Genomic DNA, 19,951 nt, shown 5'->3' with positions numbered 1-19,951 from the left:
CCCCCCTCCCCAACGGCACCGCCCAGATCCGCTTCCCGTCCGGCGCCCGCCTCACCCACACCGCCGGCACGCAGGTCTTCACCGCCCACACCCCCTGCCCCCAAGGCGCCCACCACACCGCCACCGTCACCAACGGCCGCGAACTCGAGCAGGCCGAAGCAGCCGCCGCCCTCTGCACCGACCCCCACGGCCAGGCCCGCATCCTCACCCTCCACCAGGCCGCCGCCACCGCCGAAGACACCCAGCAGCTGTCCCGAGACGACATCGACGCCAGCCTCACCGCCACCACCGAGCCCATGAAGGAGCACCCCCAGCCGTGAGCACGAACCGACAGTTCTGGATCCGCGTCAACCCCGAAGGCTGCGTCACCGGCTCCGTCCACGCCGAATACGTAGGACTGCTCGCCGAGGACGCCCACAAGGAGTTCACCCCTCGCATCGCCGACCGACGTAAGGAAGCCGCCACGGGCTGGCGACACGAGCTCATCGGGCGTGATGAGTGGACCCGCCGAGCCCAGCCGTGCCTCACCGGCAAGTGCAGCCACCCGCGCGGCACCGGCCCCACGGCAGTCGCGTCATGACCACCATCGACCAGACGTACCTCGTCATCCTCGGTGCCGCCGTCATCCAGGCCAGCGAGAACGCCCGCGTCCTCGCCCAGCACGGCGACAACCAGCTCGGCCGGCCCTGGACCGCCCACCCCGGCCTCCGCAACTGGGACGGCAACCTCACCCGCATCGGCCACCACAACCCGGACGCCTTCGTCGCCGAGGCCAACAGCCTCCTCCCCGACCACATGTACGTCGACCGCGCCCACCACTGGCACGCCCACCTCAACAACGGCCAATGGACCCGCTGCGCCCCCAACGCCGACGGAGCCATCCCCCTCACCATCGCCATCACCCAAACCCGTGGCGACTGAGTACGAAGTGTCCTGCCTCGGCAAACGGGCCTTCCCCAGCCGGCGCAGTGCCCGACGCCGAGCCCGACAAATACGCGGCGAAGGCGGACCCCACTTCCACACCTACAGGTGTCGGTACTGCCTCGCCGTCCACCTCGGCCACACCCCAGGACACGCCACCTACCTCCGCGCCGGACGCCACGGCCCCATACCCGTACAGGAGTACGCAGCATGAAAGCCCTCACCATTCGACAGCCCTGGGCAGGGGCGATCGTCCACCAGGACAAGCGGGTCGAAAACCGCACCTGGAAGCTCCCCGCCCGACACCACGGCACCCGGATCCTCATCCACGCCGGAGCCCAGCTCGACAAGAACGCCAAGATCTACGGTCCGAACTTCGGCGTATACGGCGCAATCGTCGGCGTCGCCACCATCACCGGCTGCCACTGGTCCGACGACGGCACCTGCTGCAGCCCCTGGGGATTCCAGCAGGCCTACCACTGGACCCTCGACGACGTCGCAGTCCTCCCCGAACCCGTCACCGCAAGGGGAGCCCTTGGCTTCTGGACCCCCACAGCGGACGCCCTCAACGCGGTGACCGTCCAGCAGACAGGGGTGACCTGGTGACCACCGCCCCCGACCTCGTACGGACGCACCGCCTCACCATCGTCGTCCACGGCCGGCCAGCACCTCAGGGCTCGAAACGCTATGCCGGACACCGCCTCAACGCCGCCTCCGGCCGGGTATCCGCAGTCCTCGTCGAACAGTCCAAACGCGTCAAACCCTGGCGAGCCCTCGTCACCGCCGCAACCGCGAACGCCATGACCGCCGCCCACATCAAGCAGTACGGCGGCTACCCCCTCGGTGGCGTACAGCCCCTGGACGGACCCCTCGAAGCCGACATCGTCTTCACCGTCCTCAAGCCCGCCAGCGCCCCCAAGCGCAAGCGCACATGGCCCACCACCCGGCACAGCGGGGACGTGGACAAGCTCATCCGCTCCACCTTCGACGGCATTGCGGACGGCGGCGGAGTCGTCGACGACTCCCGCATCATCCGCGTCACCGCCACCAAGGCCTTCCCCGGCGAACACCCCGACGCCCTCGACCAGCCCGGCGCCATCATCCGCCTCTACACCCTGACAGGAGACCCGTCATGACCACCCGAACCCTCCCCCGACGCCGTAGTACGACATTTGCCGTATCAAGCCGTGAGAGCGGCGACTGGCGGTACCGCGGCCTGTGCAAGACCGCTGACGCGGACCTGTTCTTCCCGACCGTCGGTGGTGGGGAAGCCGAGCAGAAGACCGCAGCGGCGAAGCGGCTGTGCGCCAAGTGCCCGGTCCGGGCGCAGTGCCTGCAGGCGGCTCTGGACGCCGGCGAGGAGTTCGGGGTGTTCGGTGGCCTGGACCGGAGGGAGCGGCGTCGCCTCCTGAGCGGAGCCGAGGGGCTCGATGACGCGGTGGAGGCCTATCTCGCTGGGGAGTCGAAGGGGCTGAGTTCGGCTGACCGGTTGGCGGCCATTGCGGTTGGGGTCCGGCAGGGCATGAGCTACACGGATTTCGACGTGCTGTACGACCTGGGGCAGCGGGCCACGTCGAAGTTCGTGTGCCAGATGCGGAAGAGGTGTGCCGAGCGTGGCGTGGAGTTCCCGGCTGAGCTGGCTCTGGTGCCGCGGGTGCTGCTGACGGACGACCAGGTGCTGCGGATCCGGAATCGGTCTGCGGCGGGTGCGACGGATGAGGAGATCAGCCGGGATTACCCGGTGACCCGGCGGATGATCTCGCGGGTTGTGACGGGTGAGGCGTACGCGGAGGTGGGTGGCCCGCTTCGGACGCGGGTGTCGTCTTCTGGTGTTGCCGCCCGGGTGGGTCTGGTTCAGCGGGACATGGAGGAGGCGGCATGAGCGTCACGGTGGTCGATCAGATGGCGGACTGGCGTGTCGCTGCAGCGTGTAGTGCCGCGGACGCGGACCTGTTCTTCCCTGACCCGGATGCGTCTGATGCCCATATCGCCGAAGCGAAGGCTGTTTGCGTTGGGTGTCCCGTCCGGGAGGTGTGCCTTGATGATGCTCTGCGCAGGAACGACCGGGATGCGATCTGTGGTGGATTCACCCCTGCCGAAAGGGAGCAGCTGCTCTCGGTGCGCCCTGAGGGGGAGTTGAGCCCGTTCCAGTCACGCCGTATCGACAACGCTTCCTCTCGCGGCATTGCGACCATGCGGGGCGCCGACTTGCTGGTGTGGTTGGTCAAGCGGGAGATGCCGGTGGAGGAGGCTGCGGCCCGGCTACAGGCCACCCGCAGGGCTGTGTATCAGGCGTTCCGCATGTTGGTTCCTGCGGCCGGCGAGCGTGCTACGGCTCCGTCGGCAGTGGAACGGATTCTGGAGGAGTCGTCGCTGACGTTGCGGGAGCTGGAGCGAATCGGCCGGTCGCATGAGCAGATCGCCCGGACGATGAACACCTCGCAGAACGTCGTCAGTGCCTGTTTGCGGGTGTTGGCGCAGCGGGACGCGGCCCTGCCGCGGGTGTCCCGGAAGGGTGCGGAGGATGCCGTGAAGCGGCTCCAGGCCGCTGAGACGAGGGTGCGCCGGGAGTCCGGTGCGGGCCTGACCGTTGGTGACGTGATCGAGATGGCGGGACGGGAGATTCGGGCCCGCCACGACGGCGAGGGGGTTCCTCTGCGGCAGATCGCTTTGGACCTCGGGATCAACCGCGAGTCGGTGCGCCGGGCGTACCAGCAGATGACCACTATGCGCAGCAAGTCGCTGACGCAGAACGACATGAGGAGTGCAGCATGAGCGGCGAGACCGTAGTGACGATCATCGGGAATTTGGTGGACGATCCGGAGCTCCGGTTCACCCCGGGCGGCGCGGCGGTTGCGAAGTTCCGTGTGGCGTCGACACCGCGGGTGTTCGACAGGCAGACGAACGAGTGGAAGGACGGGGAGGGCTTGTTCCTGTCGTGCTCGGTGTGGCGTGAGGCGGCGGAGCACGTGGCCGAGTCGTTGACCCGCGGCATGCGGGTCATCGTGCAGGGCCGGCTGAAGCAGCGGTCGTACGAGGACCGTGAGGGGGTGAAGCGCACGGTGTACGAGTTGGGTGTCGAGGAGGTCGGCCCGAGTCTGAAGTCCGCGACGGCGAAGGTGACTCGGGTGAAGGGCAAGGGTGGCCAGGGGCAGCAGGCGTATCAGCAGGCTCGTCAGCAGCAGGGTGCAGCGTCGGTGGAGGATCCGTGGGCGTCTGGCACCCCGGGTACGCAGCAGCCGGCGGGCGGGGGTTGGGGTCAGCAGGGTGGCGGCCAGGGTGGCAACGCCGTTGACGAGCCGCCCTTCTGACGCAGGAGCAGCGCACGTGCAGGGCCCGGTCCCGGGTGGGGTCGGGCCCTTCGTGCTGTCCGGGGTTACCCAATGCCGCATTGTGTCTTGCCTATGCCATACGTTAACGGGTACTGTGGGCATGCCGACAACCACCCACACCACGTGGGCCGGAGTACCCGAAAGGGACACCACATGCCCGAACTGCGCCTCATCGACCCCCACGGCTACACCGTCCCCGGGGCCACCCGCACCGTCACCAACGACCAGGTCGAAGCCATCAAGGCCAACCTCCTCACCGAGATCGCCACGCAGGACGCCGACTACTGGGCCGAGTACGGGTGGACGTACACCGCCCGCCAGTACACCGTCCGCGTCGCTTAGGAGCCCGCCATGAGCCCCCTGCAGCGCCTCATCAACGAAGGCATCCCCGACGGCACGTACGGGCAGGCCGACCACACCCCGTGGACGCCGGCCGAACAGCTCGCACACCGGCTGGTCCTGGAGGAGGCCATCGACGGCTGGACGTGGACCGGCGACCCGAAGAGCCACAGCCGGCGTGATGCCGCGTGAGCACCCCCTCCCCGCCCGTTCCAACCCCGGAAGGCCCCACCATGACCGACACCCCGCTGACCCCGGACCGCGAGCAGGAGATCCGCACGCTGGATCTGCTGGAGCTGATGTCCGACCGTGCAGCCCCCGTGATCAGCGGGCACCTCGCGGTGCTGCTGGCCGAGGTCGACCGGCTCCGCGCCCGTGTCACCGAGCTGGAGGCGCGCCTGCGCAACGCCACAACCGGAACAGACCTGGTGTGCTCCAGGTTCCCGGACACCTGCCCCAACATTCGGACCGTTCCCGCCGAACCTCCGACGCACCTCGGCGGGATCCGCTGCGGCTGCGCCGACGCCCTTACCGCCCCGAAGGAGAGCTGACCATGTTCGACGCCCGTACCGAAGAGATCCGTGCCCGGCACGAGGCCGCCACCCCCGAACCGTGGGGCACCGGCTACGACGGGGCTGGCACGTACACCATCGAGGCCCGCCCACGGTTCGTTCCCGGCTCCGGCGAGGCCAGCGTCCACGACGGGATCGTCGCCACGCTGACCGGTGAGCACTGCGACGGGCAGACGTACTGCAACGCCGATTTCATCGCCCGTGCCCGTGGGGACGTCCCGTACCTCCTGGACCGGATCACGAAGCTCGAAGCCGTCCTCGACCGGGTGGGCGGGCTTGCCGCATGGCTGAAGGAGTTCGCTGAGAACGAGCTCCGGGCTGATGACCGCGAGTTGTACACGGCAATCGCTAACGATCTCCGCGCCTGCCTGGCCATCGAGGACACCAGGACGCAGCAGTCGGCTGCCACGAAGGAGAGCTGACCATGCCCGACCAGCCCGCAGCGATCATGTTCGCCTGGTGCTTCTCCCACGGACGTCTCCACCGGTTCCACCCCGAGGATCCCTGGTGCACCGCCACCTGGATCGCGTTCACGGCCACCACCGAGGAAGACGCCCTCGCCGCCAAGCATGAGGCATACGGCGACGCCCAGTTCCTGCACCACCTCCCGGCGGTACAGCAGCTGGAGGTTATCGAGACGGCAGGCGCGCGCCAGTGACCGCCTCTGTCTCGTTGGGCCCGTCGCCTTCGGGTGGCGGGCCCTCGGTCTCCCTGAGCCCTCGACAGCAGGAAGTCCTCCGCCACGCCGCAAACGGGCTGTCTATCCCTGAGACCGCGAAGGCCATGCACCTGGCCGTTGGCACCGTCCACTACCACCAGCAAGTCATCATCACCGCCCTCCGGGCCCGGAACATCATGAATGCCGTGTTCCTGGCCTGCCAGCTAGGGGTGTTGGACGTGAAGCCCCGCCGGCACGGGGACCATGCCGGGTTTGCTGCGCACGTGCGGCGGGGCGAGGAGCCGTGCGAGGCCTGTTGGGACGGGGAGCGGGCGTACCGACGGGAGAAGAAGTCCGTCCGGAAGACCGCTAAGGCAAACGCTGCGTGACCGTGATCTTTCCTTGAATCGGACATCTTCGACACCGCCGTCGGGCCGAGACCTGACGCCCCTCACCCACCGTCACATCACGCCTTGGAGGCACCCCATGCTCTACAAGCACCGCGGACTCATCGCCCTCATCACCGTCGCCACCGCCGGCGGCATCGTCGCCCGCCTCGTATGGGACGCAGCCACGGACCGGCAGGACCCGCCAATATGGGCGACGCTCGCAATCTCCGCGCTCATCGTGCTGATCGCCACGGTGGTCGAGGCGCAGGTCGACCGCAGGCAGGCTCGCCGTACACGACGAGGAGCAGCACGGTGACCGTCCGCCGCCGGTGCCCGCACTGCGGTGGCCGCCCCGCCATCACCCCCACCGGCCGGTACTGGACGCACGGCCGCCCCGAATGCGACGGATCCCATCGCGTCGCCATCCCCGCCCCGCACATCAGCCGTGACCACTGGCCCAAACGCCACCGCGGCCGCCGGGTGGTCACCATCCCCGGACCCGACACCTGGAACCCGAAGGAGAACGCAGCATGACCGAGAAGACCCCGGACGAGTTGCAGGCCCAGCGGGCCGAACTCATCGCGTCCACTGGCCTGACCGAGGAGGTGCTGCGGGAGCGTGCTGAGACGTTCCAGCTGTACCCCGAGCACGCGGACGTGTGGACGACCGTTGAGGGCATCGACTACCTCCTGAACATCGAGGAGGCCCCTACGGAGAAAGCGCCTGCGGCTCTGGTTCAGGTGGGCTGGTACTGCTGGCAGTGTCGCGGCATCGTCGACCAGGCGTGCCGCAGCGACAACGTGCCCGTGCATGTACCGGCGGACTGGGAGCAGGACATGGTCCGGGAAATCGCCGAGCACGAAGAGGAGGGCGAGGACGACACCCCGGAGAATGGGGCGTGGTTCACGGTGTGGCTGGAGGGCAAGTGGTCGTGGGTCACGAAGAAGATGACCACGGTGCAGCGCGAGTATGCGGCGGACAGGGTGGCGGCGTACTCCCGACACCTGGCCGAGTGCGACAGCGATCCTGAGCGCGGTGAGCCGGATGGGCTGCGCTGGTGGCGGGAGGCTGGCCAGTGAGGTTCCGGAACTCTGCGGCCTCGCGGGCGCGGGCGATACGGCGTCGGTCTCGTCGTGGGTGGCGGGGTGTGCTGTGGCTGTGCGGGGTCCGAACCCCGGGGATGCGACAGGCGGACGCGGTGGCGGCACGGTGGGAGCACGGGGCCGCAGGGGAGGCGGCCACGGCCCGTCTGCTCGCCCCGCTGTCCCGGGCCGGCTGGCACATCCGGCACGACCTCCGGTTGTCCGGGCGCCGCTTCAACGTCGACCACGTTCTCGTCTCCCCGTGCGGGACCGCGGTTGTTGTCGCGGACACGAAGACGTGGCACCGCGGCCGGCCCACGATGCTGATCGGCGGGCGGGTGCACTGCGGGGATGACCGGCACGACCAGGTCGAGGCCGTCGCCCGGTACGCGCGGCTCGTCGAGGCTGCTCTCGACCTGCCGCCGGGTGTGGTCGTTGTGCCGCTGATCGTCGTCCACGGGTCCCCGGTGGCCCCTGGCGGGCTTGAGGTCCCGGTGTCGGGCGGCACGGTGTGGGTGTTGGGGGCCGGCGAGGTGGTGCCGCGGTTGCAGCAGGCGGTGCAGGCCCTCCCGGACCGGCACCGGGCGCAAGCCCTGGACGCCAGGGTGACAGCGGTCCTTTCGCCGTACAGGTGACAGCCCGGGTGTGTACCGTCCCTGTGTACGCATGAGCGGCCCGTCGTTCCCCCCAGAACGACGGGCCGCTTCCGTGCGTTCAGGAGCTGGGAGGGTCGGCAAAGTCCGCTCGGCAGACTCCACAGACGATCGGGCCCTGCTTGGCAACAGACGGGGAGATCTGGAAGCGGCGCGGTTCGGGGCATTGGCAGACCAGCGTCATCCGGGAAGGGGTTCTGTTGCGGTGCGGGTCAGGCAGGTCGAGGTGCGGGAGCACCAGCGGCAGGACGTCGGCGAGTGCGCGAAGGTCGCTCTGGTATTCCTCCTTGGTGCTCGCTGCGAGTCTGGGGTTGAAGAATCCGCGCCCTGGTGTGCGTGTGGCTCCTGCTGGCCATTCGAGGCCAACCTCTTTGGCTGCGCGCAGGTACCGGGCGTTGTGGTAGACGCCTCGGGTGACGGTGTCGATGAGCCCTCGGCGCCAACAGAGGAGGTGTGCGGCTTCGTGGAGCACAAGCTCAAGGACTTCGGTGTGGCCTGAGCGCAGGGTGTCGCGGCTGATCGCGAGGAGAGGGGCGCGGCCTTCGGGGTCGTCCCAGCGGATGGCTTCGTGGCTGACTGGGGGTGCGCTGGTGATGATGCCGATCCGCACTGTGGGAAGTTCAGGGTTCTTGGTCTGGGCGTGGGACCAGAGGTCGGTCAGGACTTTGAGGAGTGGTCCGGGTGCGGTTTTCACAAGTCCTTACTCTAGCGAAGTTGTGCGTTGTGCAACACAACTGCGGCGAGATGGGGGGTACCCACGCGCATTCCAGGTCGCTCAACGATCACCGCCGTGCTGGTCACGCGCGAGCGCGTAACGGGCCGCCGTGTACCTACTCGTACAAGGCACCCGGAACGGGTGGTGGCCCTGGGAGCGGGCGGTGTCCTTCCGCCCAGTGGTTGGACCAGCCGCACAGCCCGCACGCGTACCTGCCGTCGAGGCCGTGGACTTCGGCGTCACAGCCGCGGCACCGGGTCGTGGTGATCTCAGGCTCTATGGCGGGGGCAGGGGCGTGGGAGGACCAGCCGCACTGGTTGGAGCACATCCAGGATCCGTCCGGGCTTTGGGTGGCTGCTGCGCCGCAGTTCCCGCATGTCATGGTTTGCCCCCTGGTGGCCGGGCCGTCGTCTGCGGCGGGGCCGTGCACAGTTTGGCAGGGGTTGGTGGGGGTGGGGTGGGTTTTGGCGGGTGGGTGACCCTGGTGGGTGGTGCGGTGCGCCGTTCGCTTCCCGGATTCGAACAGACGTAGCATCCGGGTGTGCCCAAGACTGCTTTCGACTTCCCCCAGGACCTCCTCGACGCCCAGGCCGCCCTCACTCAGGTGCAGGCCGAGCGTGACACCTTCGCCCGCACCCTGCCGTGGTCCGCGGAGCCCATGCCCGGGTGGGAAGGCCCGAAGCAGCTGCACAGCGACTACCGGCCCGCCAAGACAGACAGCCCCGGGTACACGCCGGAGCAGGCCGCCCAGGTCGCCGGGTTCCGGGTGCGGATCCTGGAGCTGACGACGCTGATCGTCGCCCACCCGTACTGGGCGACGCTGGACGGCCCGAACCGGATCGACGCCCGCAGCGCCTTGAAGCACGCGCACGAGCCGGCGGCCGGGGCCTAGCTGTGACCGGGCAGGGCGGGGAACCGTCCCCGCTGGAGAAAAACCGGGCGCTGCTGGACTGGCTGGAGTACCAGGTGGTCCAGGTGAAGAACCGGATCCGGGAGCTGGAGATCCAGGAGGAGCAGGAGCGGCGGCGTCGGGAGGCTGCGCATGCGGCGTTGCGGTGGAAAATCCAGCCGCAGCGGTCGAACGCGACGGCTCTGCTGCACCGCGGGGACTGCACCCTGTATCCGATGGATGGTGGGTTCATCAACCGCGAGGAGGCGATGATCGCCCTGGCGGAGCCGGACATCGAGCCGTGTGAGATCTGTCGGCCGGACACGGGGCTGGTGTCGGGGTAGCGGGCCTTTGAGCTGGCCTTTCTGATTGCTCGTCATTTTTCTGGTGACCCCTCTTGCCATAACGCCTCATCGTGAGGCATTATGGAGTCATCGAACCGAGGGGGACCCGATGACCACCATCACCACCACCGCAGCCGCCACCCAGGCCGGCGTCACCGCCGCCACCATCCGCACCTGGGCCCGCCGCGGCGTCATCGCCGCCGTCAAGACCGCCGGCCGCTGGGTCATCGACACCGTCTCCCTCGCCCGCCGCATCGCCATCGGCGCCCGCCGCACCAGGAAGGCCACCATGACGCTCGACCTCACCGCCAGCATCACCCTGCCGGCCATGTACAAGGGCGACACCCCGCAGACGCTCACACCCGTCATCAAGCGGCGCATCGACAAGCGCACTGGCGCCAACGTGATCACGGTCCGCAGCTGGGTGCCGCTGATCGCCGACAAGCTGAACGCCATCGCCGACGAGGGTGACCGCCTCCACTGCGTGAACGCCCTCGCGTCGACGGTCATCGTCATCTCCGACACTCCGGACGCCGAGTGGGCGGACGACCCGCAGGCCCGCGAGGACGGCCAGCTCCGCACCTCCTACCGCGGCGACATCCGCCAGGTCACCATCGACGACGTCCTCGACCTCGCCACGCAGCTCCGCACCCAGCTCGCCGCCTGACTCGAAGGGAACGCGCCCCATGACTACTGTGAAGCTCCATCTCCGCAAGGGCGGCCCGCTCGAGGACGTTGACCTCGACACCCTTACCCCGAAGGCCCGCGCGCTCGCCGAAGCCATCCACGCCTGCCCCGGCCACCAGCCCCTGGGCGTTGTCTGCGCCACCGGGCAGACGAAGGGCGACAACCCCAACTTCCGCCTCATCCACGGGGACGGCCCGGAGGCCGACAAGCTCGCCGCCGAGCCGCACGTGGCAACCATCCGGAACTTCGGCCTCATCCCCGCCGGCTCGCCGACGACCGCAGCGGACTGGCTGGAGCGTGAGGCCGGCGCCCTGCCGCTGGCCGCCTACCCGATCGCGGGTGTGAAGTCGAGGGTCGGCCCGGCGACCGACCGGGTACCGTCCGCTGATGCCGCAGCCGCTGACCGGTACCTGACCCGCGATGGCGTCCTGGCCTGGATGCGGGACGCCGGCCAGCCGATGGACATCAAGGCGTGGGACACCCTGCGCGGCACGGGCTTCCTCCCGGAGCCGGACCGGTACGTGTTGAGCAAGCCGCAGTGGCGCCCGGAGACGATCGACGCGTTCCTCAGCCGGGACCGGGAGTTGTGGCCGGTCAGCAAGGTCGCCGAGTTCCTGGGCTTCGAGGGCCCGTCGGCGTCCGGGAGCGCCCGCAAGCAGCTGTCCCGCTGGGGTGTCACTGCTGCTGGCCGGGCATCGGGCCGTGGCGGGGAGTCGCTGTATGCCGCGGACCAGGTGCAGGCGCTGCAGGCGCACCGCCCTGGTCGCGGCCGGCGGAGTGCTGCGCGGGTCGATGGGAGGTTTGCCAGCGACCAGCCTGACTTCTGACCGTACCGACATTACCTACGGCACCCCTCCCATTGACAAGTAATGGGAGGGGTGCCATAGTTATGGGTGTCGGGAGGCGAACAGCCTCCCACCAACGGGGAGGACCACCATGCGACCCATCACCGGCACCGACATCATCGACTTCTACGCCTCCCGCGACGGGCTCCTCGCCCTCAACTCCGCTGGCGACTTCGTCCACATGGAAGGTCACCAGATCATCGAGGGCAACGCACACGCCAACTCTTTCGTCATCACCGAAAGCGAGGAGGAGGTGCAGATCCTCCTCGGGCGCAGCGCCATCACGGACGGCGACTGGTTCCCCGACGCCCTCGACGACGACGGCAAGCTGATCCCCGCCGTAGCCGACGAGATGGCCAACATCATCAACCAGGACGGCATTCTCCCCTCCCGCGCCCTCAAAGCCATCAAAGCCATTGAGGACTGGAAGAAGGACGAGGAGACGGCACAGCAGTCCGCCACCCGGCGTGCCGCAGCCGTCGCCGAGGTCGTCGCCTACTCCGGCGGCAACCAGTCGGCCGCAGCCCGGACGCTCGGCCTCGACCAGTCCACGGTAAACAAGCTGGTCGCCAAGCACCGTCGGACCGTGGAGGCCGCCGCCGGAGCCTGACCGCCACACAGCTACGCCCCCGCTTGGCCTGACGGCCGGGCGGGGGCGTTGTTGTGCGTTGGGCGCGTCAGATGCCGTCGCGGCGAGCTCGGCGCACTGCCCGGCCGATCTCGGCACCGAGCACGGACGGGTCGCCGGTCGCGTGGACGGCGACGCCCGTCTCGGCTCCCTGCGGGAGCGCCTTGGTGTGGTGAAGCGGCGTGGTGGCGATGTCGCCGGCTGCTTGCTGCTCGGACAGGAGGTAGTACGTCTTCCCGCCGTCGGTGGAGAACGCCTCGGAGTTCCGGCAGGACTGCCACAGCGGGGTCTGCGTCATGCCTTCGGCGTGCCGGTCGATCCACTCGGCGGGGTCGTCGGTCAGGTCGGTGAGGGGCTGGAACCGCAGGAGGCGTTCGAGGTACTGGGTGGCGGCGTGGGCGCTGCTGCCGCTGTGGCCCATGTCGGCGAAGGCCTGGACGACTCGGCAGATGCCGCGGATGGTGTCGCGGTCTTCGCCGAGGAGGCGGAGTTCGCGGCGGGCGTGGGCGACGAGGTTGGACTCGGATGCGCGCGGGGAAGGGCTCATGTCTCCATGCTGTGCTCGCCGGCCCGGTTTGCTGCCCCCGGTCAGGTCTGCCAGGTGCCGCGGATGGCTGCCGTGTTGAACCCGGGCCCTTGACATCCTCTCCGGCCTAAAGGCCGGGGATTCCCGCCTGCTCCCACTGCACTAGGGCAGCAGGTCGCTTCGGGTGGGTTCCCGCTTCGTTGCGCGGTGCCGGTACGAGTACCGGTCTTACCTGCGCTCCACGGGCTGACACGGCCAGTCCGGCCGCCTTGGCGACGTTAATCGCCGCGTTGATGTCTCGATCCAGGACTACTCCGCACGCCCCGCACGTCCACACGCGGACACCTAGGGGCTTCGGGCCGTCCTTCACGCCGCACGCCGAACAGACCTGGGAGGTCGGCTCGAAGCGCCCGATCCGGATGAAGGTTCGCCCGTACCGTGCGGCCTTGTACTCCAGCATGCTCACGAACGTCGACCATCCGGCGTCGTGCACGGACTTGGCTAGGCGTGTGCGAGCGAGTCCCTTGACCGCCAGGTCCTCCACAGCGACCGCTTGGTTCTCGCGGATCAACTTGGTAGAGAGCTGGTGGTGGAACTCACGGCGGGCGTCTGAGACACGGGCATGTTCCCGTGCGACGCGGGTCCTGGCCTTGCCCCTGTTCTTTGAGCCCTTTTCCTTGCGGGAGAGGGCCCGCTGCGCCTTCTTTAGCCGCTTCTCGGCGCGGCGCAGGAAGCGCGGGCTGTCGATTTTCCGACCGTCCGACAGGACGGCAAAGTGGCCGAGCCCGAGATCAATGCCGACCTCGGGCGTCGTTTCCGGCAGCACCTCGGAGGCATCCGTCTCGACAACGAACGACGCGAAGTACCGGCCCGCGCTGTCCTTGACCACCGTCACCGAGGAAGGCGTCGAGGGCAGGGCACGCGACCACTTCACCGGTACGTCGCCAATCTTTGGTAGGCGCAGCTTGCTGCCCGAGGTGATCTTCCAGTAGGCGTTGGTGGTGAACCGGACGGCCTGCCGGGTGTCCCGCTTCGATTTGTACCGGGGGGCGCCCATCTTTGGGCGCTTGCCCTTCAGGCCGTCGTAGAAGTTCCGGTACGCCATATCCAAGTCCCGCAGGGACTGCTGGAGTGCCACGGCGGAGACCTCGCCAAGCCATGCGCGCTCGGGGGTCTTCTTCGCTTCGGTGATCAGTAGCTTCGACAGTTCGCCTACTTTCGGGAACGGTGCGCCTGTCGAGCGGGCGGTCTCGCGAGCCCGGAGGGCGTCGTTGTAGACCACCCGCGCACACCCGAATGTCCTCGCCAACGCGAAACGCTGACCGGTCGTCGGGTACAAGCGGAAGTTGTACCGAAGCTGCATGCTGCAATTCTACCTGAAGTGACACTATTATGGTGTCATGATTCGGATTACGCTGAGGCTCCCCGACGACGTGCACGCCCGGCTGGTCATTCAGTCAGAGGTCGACCGCCGGTCCCTCAACTCTGAGGTCGTACACCTGCTTGAGGCCGCTCTTCTCGCCACGAAGGAAGACGCCGCAGCGCTACCTAGAGACCAACGCCCACCCCGACCCTGAGGGTATGAGCGCCGAAGGTCGGGGATCTCGTCAACCAGCCCATACACCGCGGATGGCCGCGGTATTGAAGCCCGGCCCGTAGGCGACGAGGAGACCGTGGGCCCCGTTGTGCGGCGGGTCGTCGTGGGTGCGTTCGAGGACCCGGAGGACGGAGGGCCCGCCGAGGTTGCCTTCGTCGGCCAATGTGTCGGTGCTGTGCCGGGTGTCGTGGTCGTCGAGGCCGAGGGCACGTGCAGTGTCGGTGATGATGCGGAGGCTGCCGGGGTGGATGGCCGCCCAGTCGACGAGGGTGTGCGGGCCGAGCCAGTCCAGGAGGGCGGGCAGCACATCGTCCGCGGCGGTGAGGGCTTCCTTCGTGCTGTCGAAGTGGAAGCCCGACTCGTCGGCGCGGCCGGCGTAGCGGGGGAGGCTGTTCGGAAGGACGTGTTCGTACGTGTCGTGGGGGCCACCGATGCGGATGCTGGGGCCGTGGGGCTGGTCGGTGACGATCGTGGCGGCCGCGGAGTCCCCGAAGAGCGCCTTGTAGATCATGTGCTCGATCTGGTTGTCGGCGTGGTTGTAGATGGCGGAGATGGTTTCCGCGGCGACGACGAGCGTTGTGGTGCCGGGGCGGGCGGTGGTCATGTCGACGGCCCGGATCATCGCTTGGATGCCGCCGGCGCAGGCCATGGTGGTCAGTGCGATGCGCCGGGTGTGGGGGCGAAGCCCTAGGCGATCCATCAGGTGAATGTCCAGATTGGGGACGGAGAACCCGGTGGAGTGCGTGGTGATGATGGTGTCGATGTTCGCCGGCTCAAGGTGGTGCAGGGTGAGGATCTGGCGGCAGGCCTGTTCGGCGAGGTCGAGGGCGTCCCCGAACGCTGCGGCGGCCCGGTCTCCGATGCCAGCGGTCCCGGCGACGGTCGGCGAGTCCAACGGGCGGGTGAAATACCTGGTCTGGACGCCCATGTTGGCGAGGATGCGGGGCAGGGAGCGGAGCCTGGGGTGGTCGGGGTGGTGGTGCCGAATGTCGTCGATGATCTCGCCGGTGGTGACCTTGTGGGCCGGGAACACGGTCACGGGGCGGGCTATGTAGGCAGGCACGACATCCTCCGGCGGTCATCTGGTGCGGCGGCAGGGTGGGGCTGACCACACGCTACGGGACAGGGGGCGGATGATTCCCCCTGTCCCGGTAACAGCACGTGTGGTTGGTTTGTGCTGGCCAGAGCTTTACCGGGCGCGGAGAGGTGGTGTCCGCTCGTGAGCGCGCTGCTCCCCGGGGTGAAAAATCAGGGTGATGTGCCGGGACCCCGGGGCGGTCAGGGGCCCGGCCGCGCACATCGTGACCCAGCCCGGCCCTTCGACGGCGTGGAGGATGGGGCGTTCGTCACCGTCGGGGTGAATGTACGCCCCGCCCGCCTTGTAGATGGGGGCGCAGTCGGGGTCGGCGAGGACATCCCGCTCGAGGCGTTGCAGTGTTTCGTCGTCGGGCCGGGCGGCAAGGGCGGCCTCGAGCTGGGGGAGGACGAGGGGCGCCCACGCCGTGTGCCAGTCGGTGAGCATCTGCCGGCCGACCGGGTCAAGCATCATCCACCGCATGACGTTCCGTGGGAGACGCCCCTGCGGGAACAGCTGGGCAAAAAGGGTGTTGCACGCGATGAGGTCCCAGGACGCGTCGGTGACGTACGCAGGGTAAATCTGCCCGTCCACGACTTTCTGCCACACGCCGGGCACTTCTTTCCCCGAGGCGGGGGTCAGGGGGCCCGGGGGGTCACCGATGCCCGCGTACCGGCAGACCGCGATCCACTCCTGCTCGTTGAGGCAGAGGAGCGCTGCTACGCGGCGCAGGAGGTGCACGTCGGCGGCGGTGGACCCGGACTCCAGGTTGCGGTAGGCGCCGAGGGACACGTTGCACAGGTCAGCGACTTGCTGCTGTGTGAGGCCGGGCCGGCGTCCGGGGCCGGGGATGTATGGGGGGAGTTTGTGGGTGGTGGGGTCGATCAGGCCGCGGCGTTCTTCGAGGAGCTTCTTCAGTGCGGCTTTGCGGGCGCTGTGCATGTTCGGTGAATTCCCCCCGTGCGGTTGTCATGGTGTGTGCCATGGATCGTGCGCGGTCTTTTTTGTGCATGGTTGATGACGATAAAGCGCAGGCATGACTTTACGTGGTGTCAGGGCGGCATGATGGTGGTCGTGGGGCAACGCCTGCTGGTCTGCTGGCTGGTGGGGGCGTTGTACCACCGACGGGATTCCTGGCCAAACCTTTACCGTGTGTTCGGGTGTGGTCTCTCGCAGCGGAATCCCGTTACAGGACTGGAACAGTGGTGGGGATGCTAGAACGCGTACGGCCCGAATTCCGTCATTCAGGGGCGGAGTGTTTCGCAGCACGGGTCTAGGCCTCTGGTATTCCCACCGCTATTCCTGCATTTCAACCCCCGATTACTGCCCCGTGCTGGTGCGCCCCCCGCCTGGCACGGGGCTTTCGTGTGGCCGCCCGGGTGGTGGTCCGGGCGGCCCGTGAGGTCAGGTGGTGGGCGTGAGCCGGGCGACCTCGGCCTCCAGCTCGGTGACGCGCGGGTCGTCGGGGACGGGGGTGTCGTGGCTGACCAACTGGAGCGCAGCCCGGATGCGGGAGACGGCGTCACGGCGGCCTGCCATGGCGTAGGGGTTCAGCCCGGCGGTCTCGCTGTTGAGGGCGGACAGCTCGGTGCGGACGGCTTCGGTGCGGGTCCGGTACCTGTTGGCGCGGTCGCGGTGCTGCTCGCCCCACGCCTGGGCCTTCTCAGCCACAGCCTTGTAGTACTGGGCGACCTCGCGCGCACCGTTCAGCTGCTCGTCAGCCTGCGCGTCGACTTCGGCGTTGATCGCGGCGGACTTCTCCACTTCCCCGACGAGTGCGGCCAGCTGCTCCGCTTCGGCGGGGAGGAGGACGCCGCGTCGTGCCCGGTCGAGGAGGTGGTGGAGGCGGTCGGGCTGGGTGGTCACCGGGCCCCCTCGGTGGTGTCGTCGTCGGGGAGCCAGTGGACGCTGCGCTTCTCGTCGAAGTGGGGCGTGTGGGTGCCGGTGAGGGTGCAGGTGTAGGTCCCACCGTCGGTGTGCGGTGCGGTGGCGGTGCAGGGGGTGTCGGGGTTGGGGTCGGTGGTGGGGCGGAGGGGGCGGGCCTTGCGCATGTTGATGACGCGGGCGCGGCGCTGGTGCTGGTCCACGGTGGTCCTTCCGGGTGTCTGTGTGCCCGTGTCCGGGCCTGTGCCGCCCGTGGTGGAGCAGGAGGGTGGCTGTGGTCCCGAGGGCGGTGCACAGGGCCACGTGCAGGACGGCATGGGTTGGGGTCACGGGGCGGGCGGTCCGGGGCAGAGGAACGGGTACGGCGGGTTCGTGCCCTTGCAGGCGGGACAGTCCTCGGCGTTCGTGCCCTTCGGCAGGTGCGTGGGCGGCTTCATCGGGCGAGCGGAGTACGAACCGTCCGGTCCGCGCGTGATCACGTCGCCTGCGGTCACCCGGACTCGGCCGTTGGGCGTCGGGAACGCGATGTGGGTCTTGGCCGGGTCGGTGTCGGCGTGGATGTCGATGATGGTGGTAGTGCGTCCGGCGTCCACGAAGCGCATGACGGCCAGGACGCTGGCGTTCGTGCCGTCGAAGAGAAGGGTGTCCGGCTGCTGTGTCACTTCGTCTCCTCGGCCGGGGCGGGGGTGGGCTGCTGCGCCTCGGCGGCCTGCTGGCGAAGGCCCCTGATGACGTCGCTGATCGCGGACCAGTACCGGGGATCGCTGCCCGGGTCGGCGGCATTGCGGAGCACGCCTTCGAAGTAGTCCGCCCGCTCGTTCAGGACCGTGGCCCGGCGTCCGTCCTGCGTCGCGAGCACGGCGGCGCGCAGGTGGGCGATCATCTCCCGTGCCGCCTCGGGCACCAGGTAGTCGCCGCAGTCGCAGACCTGGCAGACGTCCTCGAAGTGCTGCTGTGCTGGGTGCCCGCAGATGCAGGCCGGGGCCCGGTCGACGGCGGGCGCGGGCGGGGCGGCGTGCGTGTGCTCGTCGATCACGGCGGCCCTGTAGGCGTCGATGATGTGCTGCCGCACCTGCGCGTGCCGGGTGCCCTTTGTGAGCGCGTCGTACAGGACGTGCTCGGCCTCGACGCGCTTCGCGGCGGGGGCCTGGTCGGTGGGGCAGCCGCATCCCCAGTTGTGCGTCTCCGGGGACGGGCACGAGGCGGGCCGGTTGCTGTGCGGCGCGATGCGGGACTGGTCCCACCACGCCCCGGCGTTGCTGTCGACGTGCCGCCAGTTCGGGTGAGGTCCGGGCGGGAGGGTGCACGTCCACTCGGTGAGCTGGTCGCCGCACTCGGCCGTGTCCTCGGCGGCGGCGCGGAGCTGGTCGGCGGGTGTGGTGTGGGTCATCGGGTGCTCCTGTGGTGTGAGCAGCCCGGGGCGGTACGTGCCCCGGGCCGGCGGGTGGGGTGGGTTAGGCGGAGGTGTCAAACAGGCCGACGCTGTACGGCTCGGACAGTCGGGCCGCGGACAGGCGGGCATACGGTTCGTGCTGCTCGATCCCGATCGCGTGCATGCCCTCGTCGCGGGCGGCGAGCAGGGTGGTCGACGACCCGGCAAATGGGTCCAGTGCGGTGCCGCCGGGCGGGGTGACGAGGCGAACCAGGTACCGCATCAGGGCAAGGGGTTTCGGGGTGTCGTGCCGGACCCCGTCGACCTCGACGCGCTCACGGTTGGGGGTGCGGGACTCCAGCCGGAACACGGGAAAGCTGCGGGCTGCGTCGCCGGTCTCGCGGACGGGGCAGCCGGGCAGGCACCCACCGGGCGGGCAGGCGTGGCCGAGGAGGATGTTCGTCGGGTAGCCGCCCCCGTCGGCCGGGCAGCCCGTGACGTTGAGGCCGCCGACACCGTGACGGAGGAGGCCGCCGACGAGGCTGTCGTAGCCGGTGGACTTGCGGGCGAGGAGGATCGGGTCGTGCGCCGGTTTCAGCCGGGTGTTCCAGCCCTCCCACCGGCGGGCGTTCTCGGATGCAGCGCGTGACTTGATGCGGTCTTCGGACATCGCCCCGTACAGGCCGGCTGTGTGGGCGGCGCCCTGCTTCCGGCTGATGACCTCTCGCTGCGCGAATGCCTCTCCGACGGTGCGCTTGCGGTCGTTGAGCTCGGTGACGAGCGGAAGGATGCTGGTGTCGTCGAAGCCGAGGGCGTCCTGAAGGTTCGCCCACTGCTCGTTGGTGGGGATGATCGCGGCTTTGCCCTGGGTGGTCCACAGGCCGCCCATGCCGGAGAACCCGAACAGGACGTCGATCTGCCGGTTGGTCCACCCGGCGGTGTCGCGGGCCTGCTTCAGCCACGCGGTGACCTGCAGGACCTGCTCACGGTCATCGCGGTGCCGGTCTATGGCCCGCGCAAGGTCGACGCCCTTCGGCTTGCCGTGGGTGTAGACCCAGTCCAGCTGGTCGATGATTCGGAACCCGGCGTCTTCGGCAGCGACGACCATGCGGTGGTAGGTGCGCGGGGCGCCGAAGCTGAGCAGGTGCCCGCCGGGCTTGAGAACGCGGAGGCACTCGGCCCACATGGGGACGCTGTACGCGATGCCGGTGGAGTCCCACGCCTGGCCGGCTACGCCGATCTCATACGGGGGGTCGGTGATGACCGCGTCGACCGAGGCGTCGGGCAGGGTGGCGAGGATGTCGAGGCAGTTGCCAAGGTGCAGGGTTACCTGCTCGTCGCGGTAGTACTCGGCCATCGGTGTTCCTCCTGGTGTGTGGGGTGTGATGCTGGGGTGGGGCGGCCGCCCGCTTGTTACAGGCAGGCAGGGGGCCGCCCTGTCGT

At 69.0% G+C, this 19,951-nt stretch carries 34 protein-coding genes; 24 read left to right on the top strand and 10 right to left on the bottom strand.

The features are described from left to right. From ACFVS9_RS28565 to ACFVS9_RS28480, 18 genes are all read left to right on the top strand, one after another. On the top strand, positions 1-320 hold a 320-nt coding region (locus tag ACFVS9_RS28565; protein WP_389936912.1), incomplete at its 5' end, for a hypothetical protein. Continuing rightward, a complete protein-coding gene (locus ACFVS9_RS28560) occupies positions 317-580 on the top strand; it encodes a hypothetical protein (protein WP_389936909.1) in 264 nt (87 codons plus the stop codon). The genes ACFVS9_RS28565 and ACFVS9_RS28560, both read left to right, overlap by 4 nt. Next, positions 577-921: a hypothetical protein gene (locus tag ACFVS9_RS28555; RefSeq protein WP_389936906.1), complete on the top strand. Its 345-nt coding sequence runs from the start codon at positions 577-579 to the stop codon at positions 919-921. The genes ACFVS9_RS28560 and ACFVS9_RS28555 overlap by 4 nt, the downstream gene beginning before the upstream one ends. A gap of 210 nt (positions 922-1,131) precedes the next feature. Next, positions 1,132-1,527: a hypothetical protein gene (locus ACFVS9_RS28550; protein WP_389936903.1), complete on the top strand. Its 396-nt coding sequence runs from the start codon at positions 1,132-1,134 to the stop codon at positions 1,525-1,527. Then, positions 1,524-2,057: a RusA family crossover junction endodeoxyribonuclease gene (locus tag ACFVS9_RS28545; protein WP_389936900.1), complete on the top strand. Its 534-nt coding sequence runs from the start codon at positions 1,524-1,526 to the stop codon at positions 2,055-2,057. Before ACFVS9_RS28550 ends, ACFVS9_RS28545 begins: the two co-directional genes overlap by 4 nt. Continuing rightward, complete coding sequence (locus tag ACFVS9_RS28540) at positions 2,054-2,803, top strand: WhiB family transcriptional regulator (protein ID WP_389936897.1); 750 nt, start codon at positions 2,054-2,056, stop codon at positions 2,801-2,803. The genes ACFVS9_RS28545 and ACFVS9_RS28540 overlap by 4 nt, the downstream gene beginning before the upstream one ends. After that, a complete protein-coding gene (locus tag ACFVS9_RS28535) occupies positions 2,800-3,696 on the top strand; it encodes a WhiB family transcriptional regulator (protein ID WP_389936894.1) in 897 nt (298 codons plus the stop codon). The genes ACFVS9_RS28540 and ACFVS9_RS28535 overlap by 4 nt, the downstream gene beginning before the upstream one ends. Beyond that, positions 3,693-4,232: a single-stranded DNA-binding protein gene (locus ACFVS9_RS28530; RefSeq protein ID WP_389936891.1), complete on the top strand. Its 540-nt coding sequence runs from the start codon at positions 3,693-3,695 to the stop codon at positions 4,230-4,232. Before ACFVS9_RS28535 ends, ACFVS9_RS28530 begins: the two co-directional genes overlap by 4 nt. Positions 4,233-4,406: 174 nt before the next feature. Continuing rightward, a complete protein-coding gene (locus ACFVS9_RS28525) occupies positions 4,407-4,595 on the top strand; it encodes a hypothetical protein (protein WP_389936889.1) in 189 nt (62 codons plus the stop codon). 9 nt (positions 4,596-4,604) lie between these two features. Continuing rightward, a complete protein-coding gene (locus ACFVS9_RS28520; RefSeq protein ID WP_389936886.1) occupies positions 4,605-4,784 on the top strand; it encodes a hypothetical protein in 180 nt (59 codons plus the stop codon). A gap of 41 nt (positions 4,785-4,825) precedes the next feature. Continuing rightward, on the top strand, positions 4,826-5,143 hold the full coding sequence (locus ACFVS9_RS28515) for a hypothetical protein (RefSeq protein WP_389936883.1): 318 nt from the start codon (positions 4,826-4,828) through the stop codon (positions 5,141-5,143). A gap of 2 nt (positions 5,144-5,145) precedes the next feature. Next, entirely contained in the window at positions 5,146-5,586 is a 441-nt protein-coding gene (locus tag ACFVS9_RS28510; protein WP_389936879.1) for a hypothetical protein, read from the top strand. A 2-nt stretch (positions 5,587-5,588) separates the two neighbouring features. Next, entirely contained in the window at positions 5,589-5,822 is a 234-nt protein-coding gene (locus tag ACFVS9_RS28505) for a hypothetical protein (RefSeq protein WP_389936876.1), read from the top strand. Further along, positions 5,819-6,211, top strand: a complete 393-nt coding sequence (locus tag ACFVS9_RS28500; RefSeq protein WP_389936873.1) for a response regulator transcription factor — start codon at positions 5,819-5,821, stop codon at positions 6,209-6,211. The genes ACFVS9_RS28505 and ACFVS9_RS28500 overlap by 4 nt, the downstream gene beginning before the upstream one ends. Before the next feature lie 97 nt (positions 6,212-6,308). Next, complete coding sequence (locus tag ACFVS9_RS28495) at positions 6,309-6,527, top strand: hypothetical protein (RefSeq protein WP_389936870.1); 219 nt, start codon at positions 6,309-6,311, stop codon at positions 6,525-6,527. Next, the gene (locus ACFVS9_RS28490) at positions 6,524-6,745 is read left to right on the top strand and encodes a hypothetical protein (RefSeq protein ID WP_389936867.1); all 222 of its coding nucleotides are present in this window, start codon (positions 6,524-6,526) and stop codon (positions 6,743-6,745) included. Before ACFVS9_RS28495 ends, ACFVS9_RS28490 begins: the two co-directional genes overlap by 4 nt. After that, the gene (locus ACFVS9_RS28485; protein ID WP_389936865.1) at positions 6,742-7,290 is read left to right on the top strand and encodes a hypothetical protein; all 549 of its coding nucleotides are present in this window, start codon (positions 6,742-6,744) and stop codon (positions 7,288-7,290) included. Before ACFVS9_RS28490 ends, ACFVS9_RS28485 begins: the two co-directional genes overlap by 4 nt. Before the next feature lie 101 nt (positions 7,291-7,391). Then, a complete protein-coding gene (locus tag ACFVS9_RS28480; protein ID WP_389936862.1) occupies positions 7,392-7,928 on the top strand; it encodes a nuclease-related domain-containing protein in 537 nt (178 codons plus the stop codon). Between the two features lie 79 nt (positions 7,929-8,007). Here ACFVS9_RS28480 and ACFVS9_RS28475 read toward each other — a convergent pair whose 3' ends face one another. Next, positions 8,008-8,640: a hypothetical protein gene (locus tag ACFVS9_RS28475; RefSeq protein WP_389936860.1), complete on the bottom strand. Its 633-nt coding sequence runs from the start codon at positions 8,638-8,640 to the stop codon at positions 8,008-8,010. Between the two features lie 562 nt (positions 8,641-9,202). On the opposite strand from ACFVS9_RS28475, the gene ACFVS9_RS28470 reads away from it, so the two are divergent. The 5 genes from ACFVS9_RS28470 (at position 9,203) to ACFVS9_RS28450 (ending at position 12,036) form a co-directional block, all read left to right on the top strand. Then, positions 9,203-9,553, top strand: a complete 351-nt coding sequence (locus ACFVS9_RS28470; protein ID WP_389936858.1) for a hypothetical protein — start codon at positions 9,203-9,205, stop codon at positions 9,551-9,553. Positions 9,554-9,555: 2 nt separating this feature from the next. After that, positions 9,556-9,894: a DUF6233 domain-containing protein gene (locus ACFVS9_RS28465; RefSeq protein ID WP_389936856.1), complete on the top strand. Its 339-nt coding sequence runs from the start codon at positions 9,556-9,558 to the stop codon at positions 9,892-9,894. A gap of 109 nt (positions 9,895-10,003) precedes the next feature. Beyond that, positions 10,004-10,561 (top strand): hypothetical protein, encoded by a 558-nt coding sequence (locus ACFVS9_RS28460; protein ID WP_389936854.1) that lies wholly within the window; start codon positions 10,004-10,006, stop codon positions 10,559-10,561. Positions 10,562-10,580: 19 nt separating this feature from the next. Beyond that, positions 10,581-11,408, top strand: coding sequence for a hypothetical protein (locus ACFVS9_RS28455; RefSeq protein WP_389936851.1), 828 nt, complete (start codon positions 10,581-10,583; stop codon positions 11,406-11,408). Between the two features lie 109 nt (positions 11,409-11,517). Next, positions 11,518-12,036, top strand: a complete 519-nt coding sequence (locus tag ACFVS9_RS28450; protein ID WP_389936848.1) for a hypothetical protein — start codon at positions 11,518-11,520, stop codon at positions 12,034-12,036. A 67-nt stretch (positions 12,037-12,103) separates the two neighbouring features. On the opposite strand, the gene ACFVS9_RS28445 is transcribed toward ACFVS9_RS28450, so the two are convergent. Together ACFVS9_RS28445 and ACFVS9_RS28440 are read right to left on the bottom strand one after the other, a co-directional pair. Continuing rightward, positions 12,104-12,601: a hypothetical protein gene (locus ACFVS9_RS28445; RefSeq protein WP_389936845.1), complete on the bottom strand. Its 498-nt coding sequence runs from the start codon at positions 12,599-12,601 to the stop codon at positions 12,104-12,106. A gap of 106 nt (positions 12,602-12,707) precedes the next feature. Then, on the bottom strand, positions 12,708-13,943 hold the full coding sequence (locus tag ACFVS9_RS28440; RefSeq protein WP_389936842.1) for an RNA-guided endonuclease InsQ/TnpB family protein: 1,236 nt from the start codon (positions 13,941-13,943) through the stop codon (positions 12,708-12,710). A 37-nt stretch (positions 13,944-13,980) separates the two neighbouring features. On the opposite strand from ACFVS9_RS28440, the gene ACFVS9_RS28435 reads away from it, so the two are divergent. Beyond that, positions 13,981-14,157, top strand: coding sequence for an Arc family DNA-binding protein (locus ACFVS9_RS28435; protein WP_389936839.1), 177 nt, complete (start codon positions 13,981-13,983; stop codon positions 14,155-14,157). A 30-nt stretch (positions 14,158-14,187) separates the two neighbouring features. On the opposite strand, the gene ACFVS9_RS28430 is transcribed toward ACFVS9_RS28435, so the two are convergent. The 7 genes from ACFVS9_RS28430 to ACFVS9_RS28400 all read right to left on the bottom strand — a co-directional run bounded on the left by ACFVS9_RS28430 (position 14,188) and on the right by ACFVS9_RS28400 (position 19,865). After that, the gene (locus ACFVS9_RS28430; RefSeq protein ID WP_389936837.1) at positions 14,188-15,240 is read right to left on the bottom strand and encodes a PhlD; all 1,053 of its coding nucleotides are present in this window, start codon (positions 15,238-15,240) and stop codon (positions 14,188-14,190) included. Between the two features lie 126 nt (positions 15,241-15,366). Continuing rightward, the gene (locus ACFVS9_RS28425; RefSeq protein ID WP_389936834.1) at positions 15,367-16,194 is read right to left on the bottom strand and encodes a helix-turn-helix domain-containing protein; all 828 of its coding nucleotides are present in this window, start codon (positions 16,192-16,194) and stop codon (positions 15,367-15,369) included. A 462-nt stretch (positions 16,195-16,656) separates the two neighbouring features. After that, positions 16,657-17,118 carry a hypothetical protein gene (locus ACFVS9_RS28420; protein WP_389936832.1) on the bottom strand — a complete coding sequence of 154 codons (462 nt, stop codon included), beginning with the start codon at positions 17,116-17,118 and terminating at the stop codon, positions 16,657-16,659. Beyond that, complete coding sequence (locus ACFVS9_RS28415) at positions 17,115-17,339, bottom strand: hypothetical protein (RefSeq protein WP_389936829.1); 225 nt, start codon at positions 17,337-17,339, stop codon at positions 17,115-17,117. Before ACFVS9_RS28415 ends, ACFVS9_RS28420 begins: the two co-directional genes overlap by 4 nt. A 123-nt stretch (positions 17,340-17,462) precedes the next feature. Continuing rightward, positions 17,463-17,798, bottom strand: coding sequence for a hypothetical protein (locus ACFVS9_RS28410; protein ID WP_389936828.1), 336 nt, complete (start codon positions 17,796-17,798; stop codon positions 17,463-17,465). Continuing rightward, positions 17,795-18,526, bottom strand: coding sequence for a hypothetical protein (locus ACFVS9_RS28405; RefSeq protein WP_389936825.1), 732 nt, complete (start codon positions 18,524-18,526; stop codon positions 17,795-17,797). Before ACFVS9_RS28405 ends, ACFVS9_RS28410 begins: the two co-directional genes overlap by 4 nt. A gap of 64 nt (positions 18,527-18,590) precedes the next feature. After that, a complete protein-coding gene (locus tag ACFVS9_RS28400) occupies positions 18,591-19,865 on the bottom strand; it encodes a DNA-methyltransferase (RefSeq protein ID WP_389936822.1) in 1,275 nt (424 codons plus the stop codon). Between the last annotated feature and the right edge of the window lie 86 nt (positions 19,866-19,951).

This window comes from Streptomyces sp. NPDC058008, from assembly GCF_042886395.1.
Classification (GTDB): domain Bacteria; phylum Actinomycetota; class Actinomycetes; order Streptomycetales; family Streptomycetaceae; genus Streptomyces.
Note: the sequence above shows the minus strand (reverse complement) of the source record. Positions and strands in the feature narration are given on the sequence as shown.

What these genes read in the sequence shown, in the direction of transcription:
- ACFVS9_RS28555 (WP_389936906.1), top strand. Translation starts at nt 577, where the DNA reads ATGACCACCATCGACCAGACGTACCTCGTCATCCTCGGTGCCGCCGTC.
- ACFVS9_RS28550 (WP_389936903.1), top strand. Translation starts at nt 1,132, where the DNA reads ATGAAAGCCCTCACCATTCGACAGCCCTGGGCAGGGGCGATCGTCCAC.
- ACFVS9_RS28540 (WP_389936897.1), top strand. Translation starts at nt 2,054, where the DNA reads ATGACCACCCGAACCCTCCCCCGACGCCGTAGTACGACATTTGCCGTA.
- ACFVS9_RS28535 (WP_389936894.1), top strand. Translation starts at nt 2,800, where the DNA reads ATGAGCGTCACGGTGGTCGATCAGATGGCGGACTGGCGTGTCGCTGCA.
- ACFVS9_RS28530 (WP_389936891.1), top strand. Translation starts at nt 3,693, where the DNA reads ATGAGCGGCGAGACCGTAGTGACGATCATCGGGAATTTGGTGGACGAT.
- ACFVS9_RS28525 (WP_389936889.1), top strand. Translation starts at nt 4,407, where the DNA reads ATGCCCGAACTGCGCCTCATCGACCCCCACGGCTACACCGTCCCCGGG.
- ACFVS9_RS28520 (WP_389936886.1), top strand. Translation starts at nt 4,605, where the DNA reads ATGAGCCCCCTGCAGCGCCTCATCAACGAAGGCATCCCCGACGGCACG.
- ACFVS9_RS28515 (WP_389936883.1), top strand. Translation starts at nt 4,826, where the DNA reads ATGACCGACACCCCGCTGACCCCGGACCGCGAGCAGGAGATCCGCACG.
- ACFVS9_RS28510 (WP_389936879.1), top strand. Translation starts at nt 5,146, where the DNA reads ATGTTCGACGCCCGTACCGAAGAGATCCGTGCCCGGCACGAGGCCGCC.
- ACFVS9_RS28505 (WP_389936876.1), top strand. Translation starts at nt 5,589, where the DNA reads ATGCCCGACCAGCCCGCAGCGATCATGTTCGCCTGGTGCTTCTCCCAC.
- ACFVS9_RS28495 (WP_389936870.1), top strand. Translation starts at nt 6,309, where the DNA reads ATGCTCTACAAGCACCGCGGACTCATCGCCCTCATCACCGTCGCCACC.
- ACFVS9_RS28485 (WP_389936865.1), top strand. Translation starts at nt 6,742, where the DNA reads ATGACCGAGAAGACCCCGGACGAGTTGCAGGCCCAGCGGGCCGAACTC.
- ACFVS9_RS28480 (WP_389936862.1), top strand. Translation starts at nt 7,392, where the DNA reads ATGCGACAGGCGGACGCGGTGGCGGCACGGTGGGAGCACGGGGCCGCA.
- ACFVS9_RS28460 (WP_389936854.1), top strand. Translation starts at nt 10,004, where the DNA reads ATGACCACCATCACCACCACCGCAGCCGCCACCCAGGCCGGCGTCACC.
- ACFVS9_RS28455 (WP_389936851.1), top strand. Translation starts at nt 10,581, where the DNA reads ATGACTACTGTGAAGCTCCATCTCCGCAAGGGCGGCCCGCTCGAGGAC.
- ACFVS9_RS28450 (WP_389936848.1), top strand. Translation starts at nt 11,518, where the DNA reads ATGCGACCCATCACCGGCACCGACATCATCGACTTCTACGCCTCCCGC.
- ACFVS9_RS28445 (WP_389936845.1), bottom strand. Translation starts at nt 12,601, where the DNA reads ATGAGCCCTTCCCCGCGCGCATCCGAGTCCAACCTCGTCGCCCACGCC.
- ACFVS9_RS28440 (WP_389936842.1), bottom strand. Translation starts at nt 13,943, where the DNA reads ATGCAGCTTCGGTACAACTTCCGCTTGTACCCGACGACCGGTCAGCGT.
- ACFVS9_RS28435 (WP_389936839.1), top strand. Translation starts at nt 13,981, where the DNA reads ATGATTCGGATTACGCTGAGGCTCCCCGACGACGTGCACGCCCGGCTG.
- ACFVS9_RS28425 (WP_389936834.1), bottom strand. Translation starts at nt 16,194, where the DNA reads ATGCACAGCGCCCGCAAAGCCGCACTGAAGAAGCTCCTCGAAGAACGC.
- ACFVS9_RS28405 (WP_389936825.1), bottom strand. Translation starts at nt 18,526, where the DNA reads ATGACCCACACCACACCCGCCGACCAGCTCCGCGCCGCCGCCGAGGAC.
- ACFVS9_RS28400 (WP_389936822.1), bottom strand. Translation starts at nt 19,865, where the DNA reads ATGGCCGAGTACTACCGCGACGAGCAGGTAACCCTGCACCTTGGCAAC.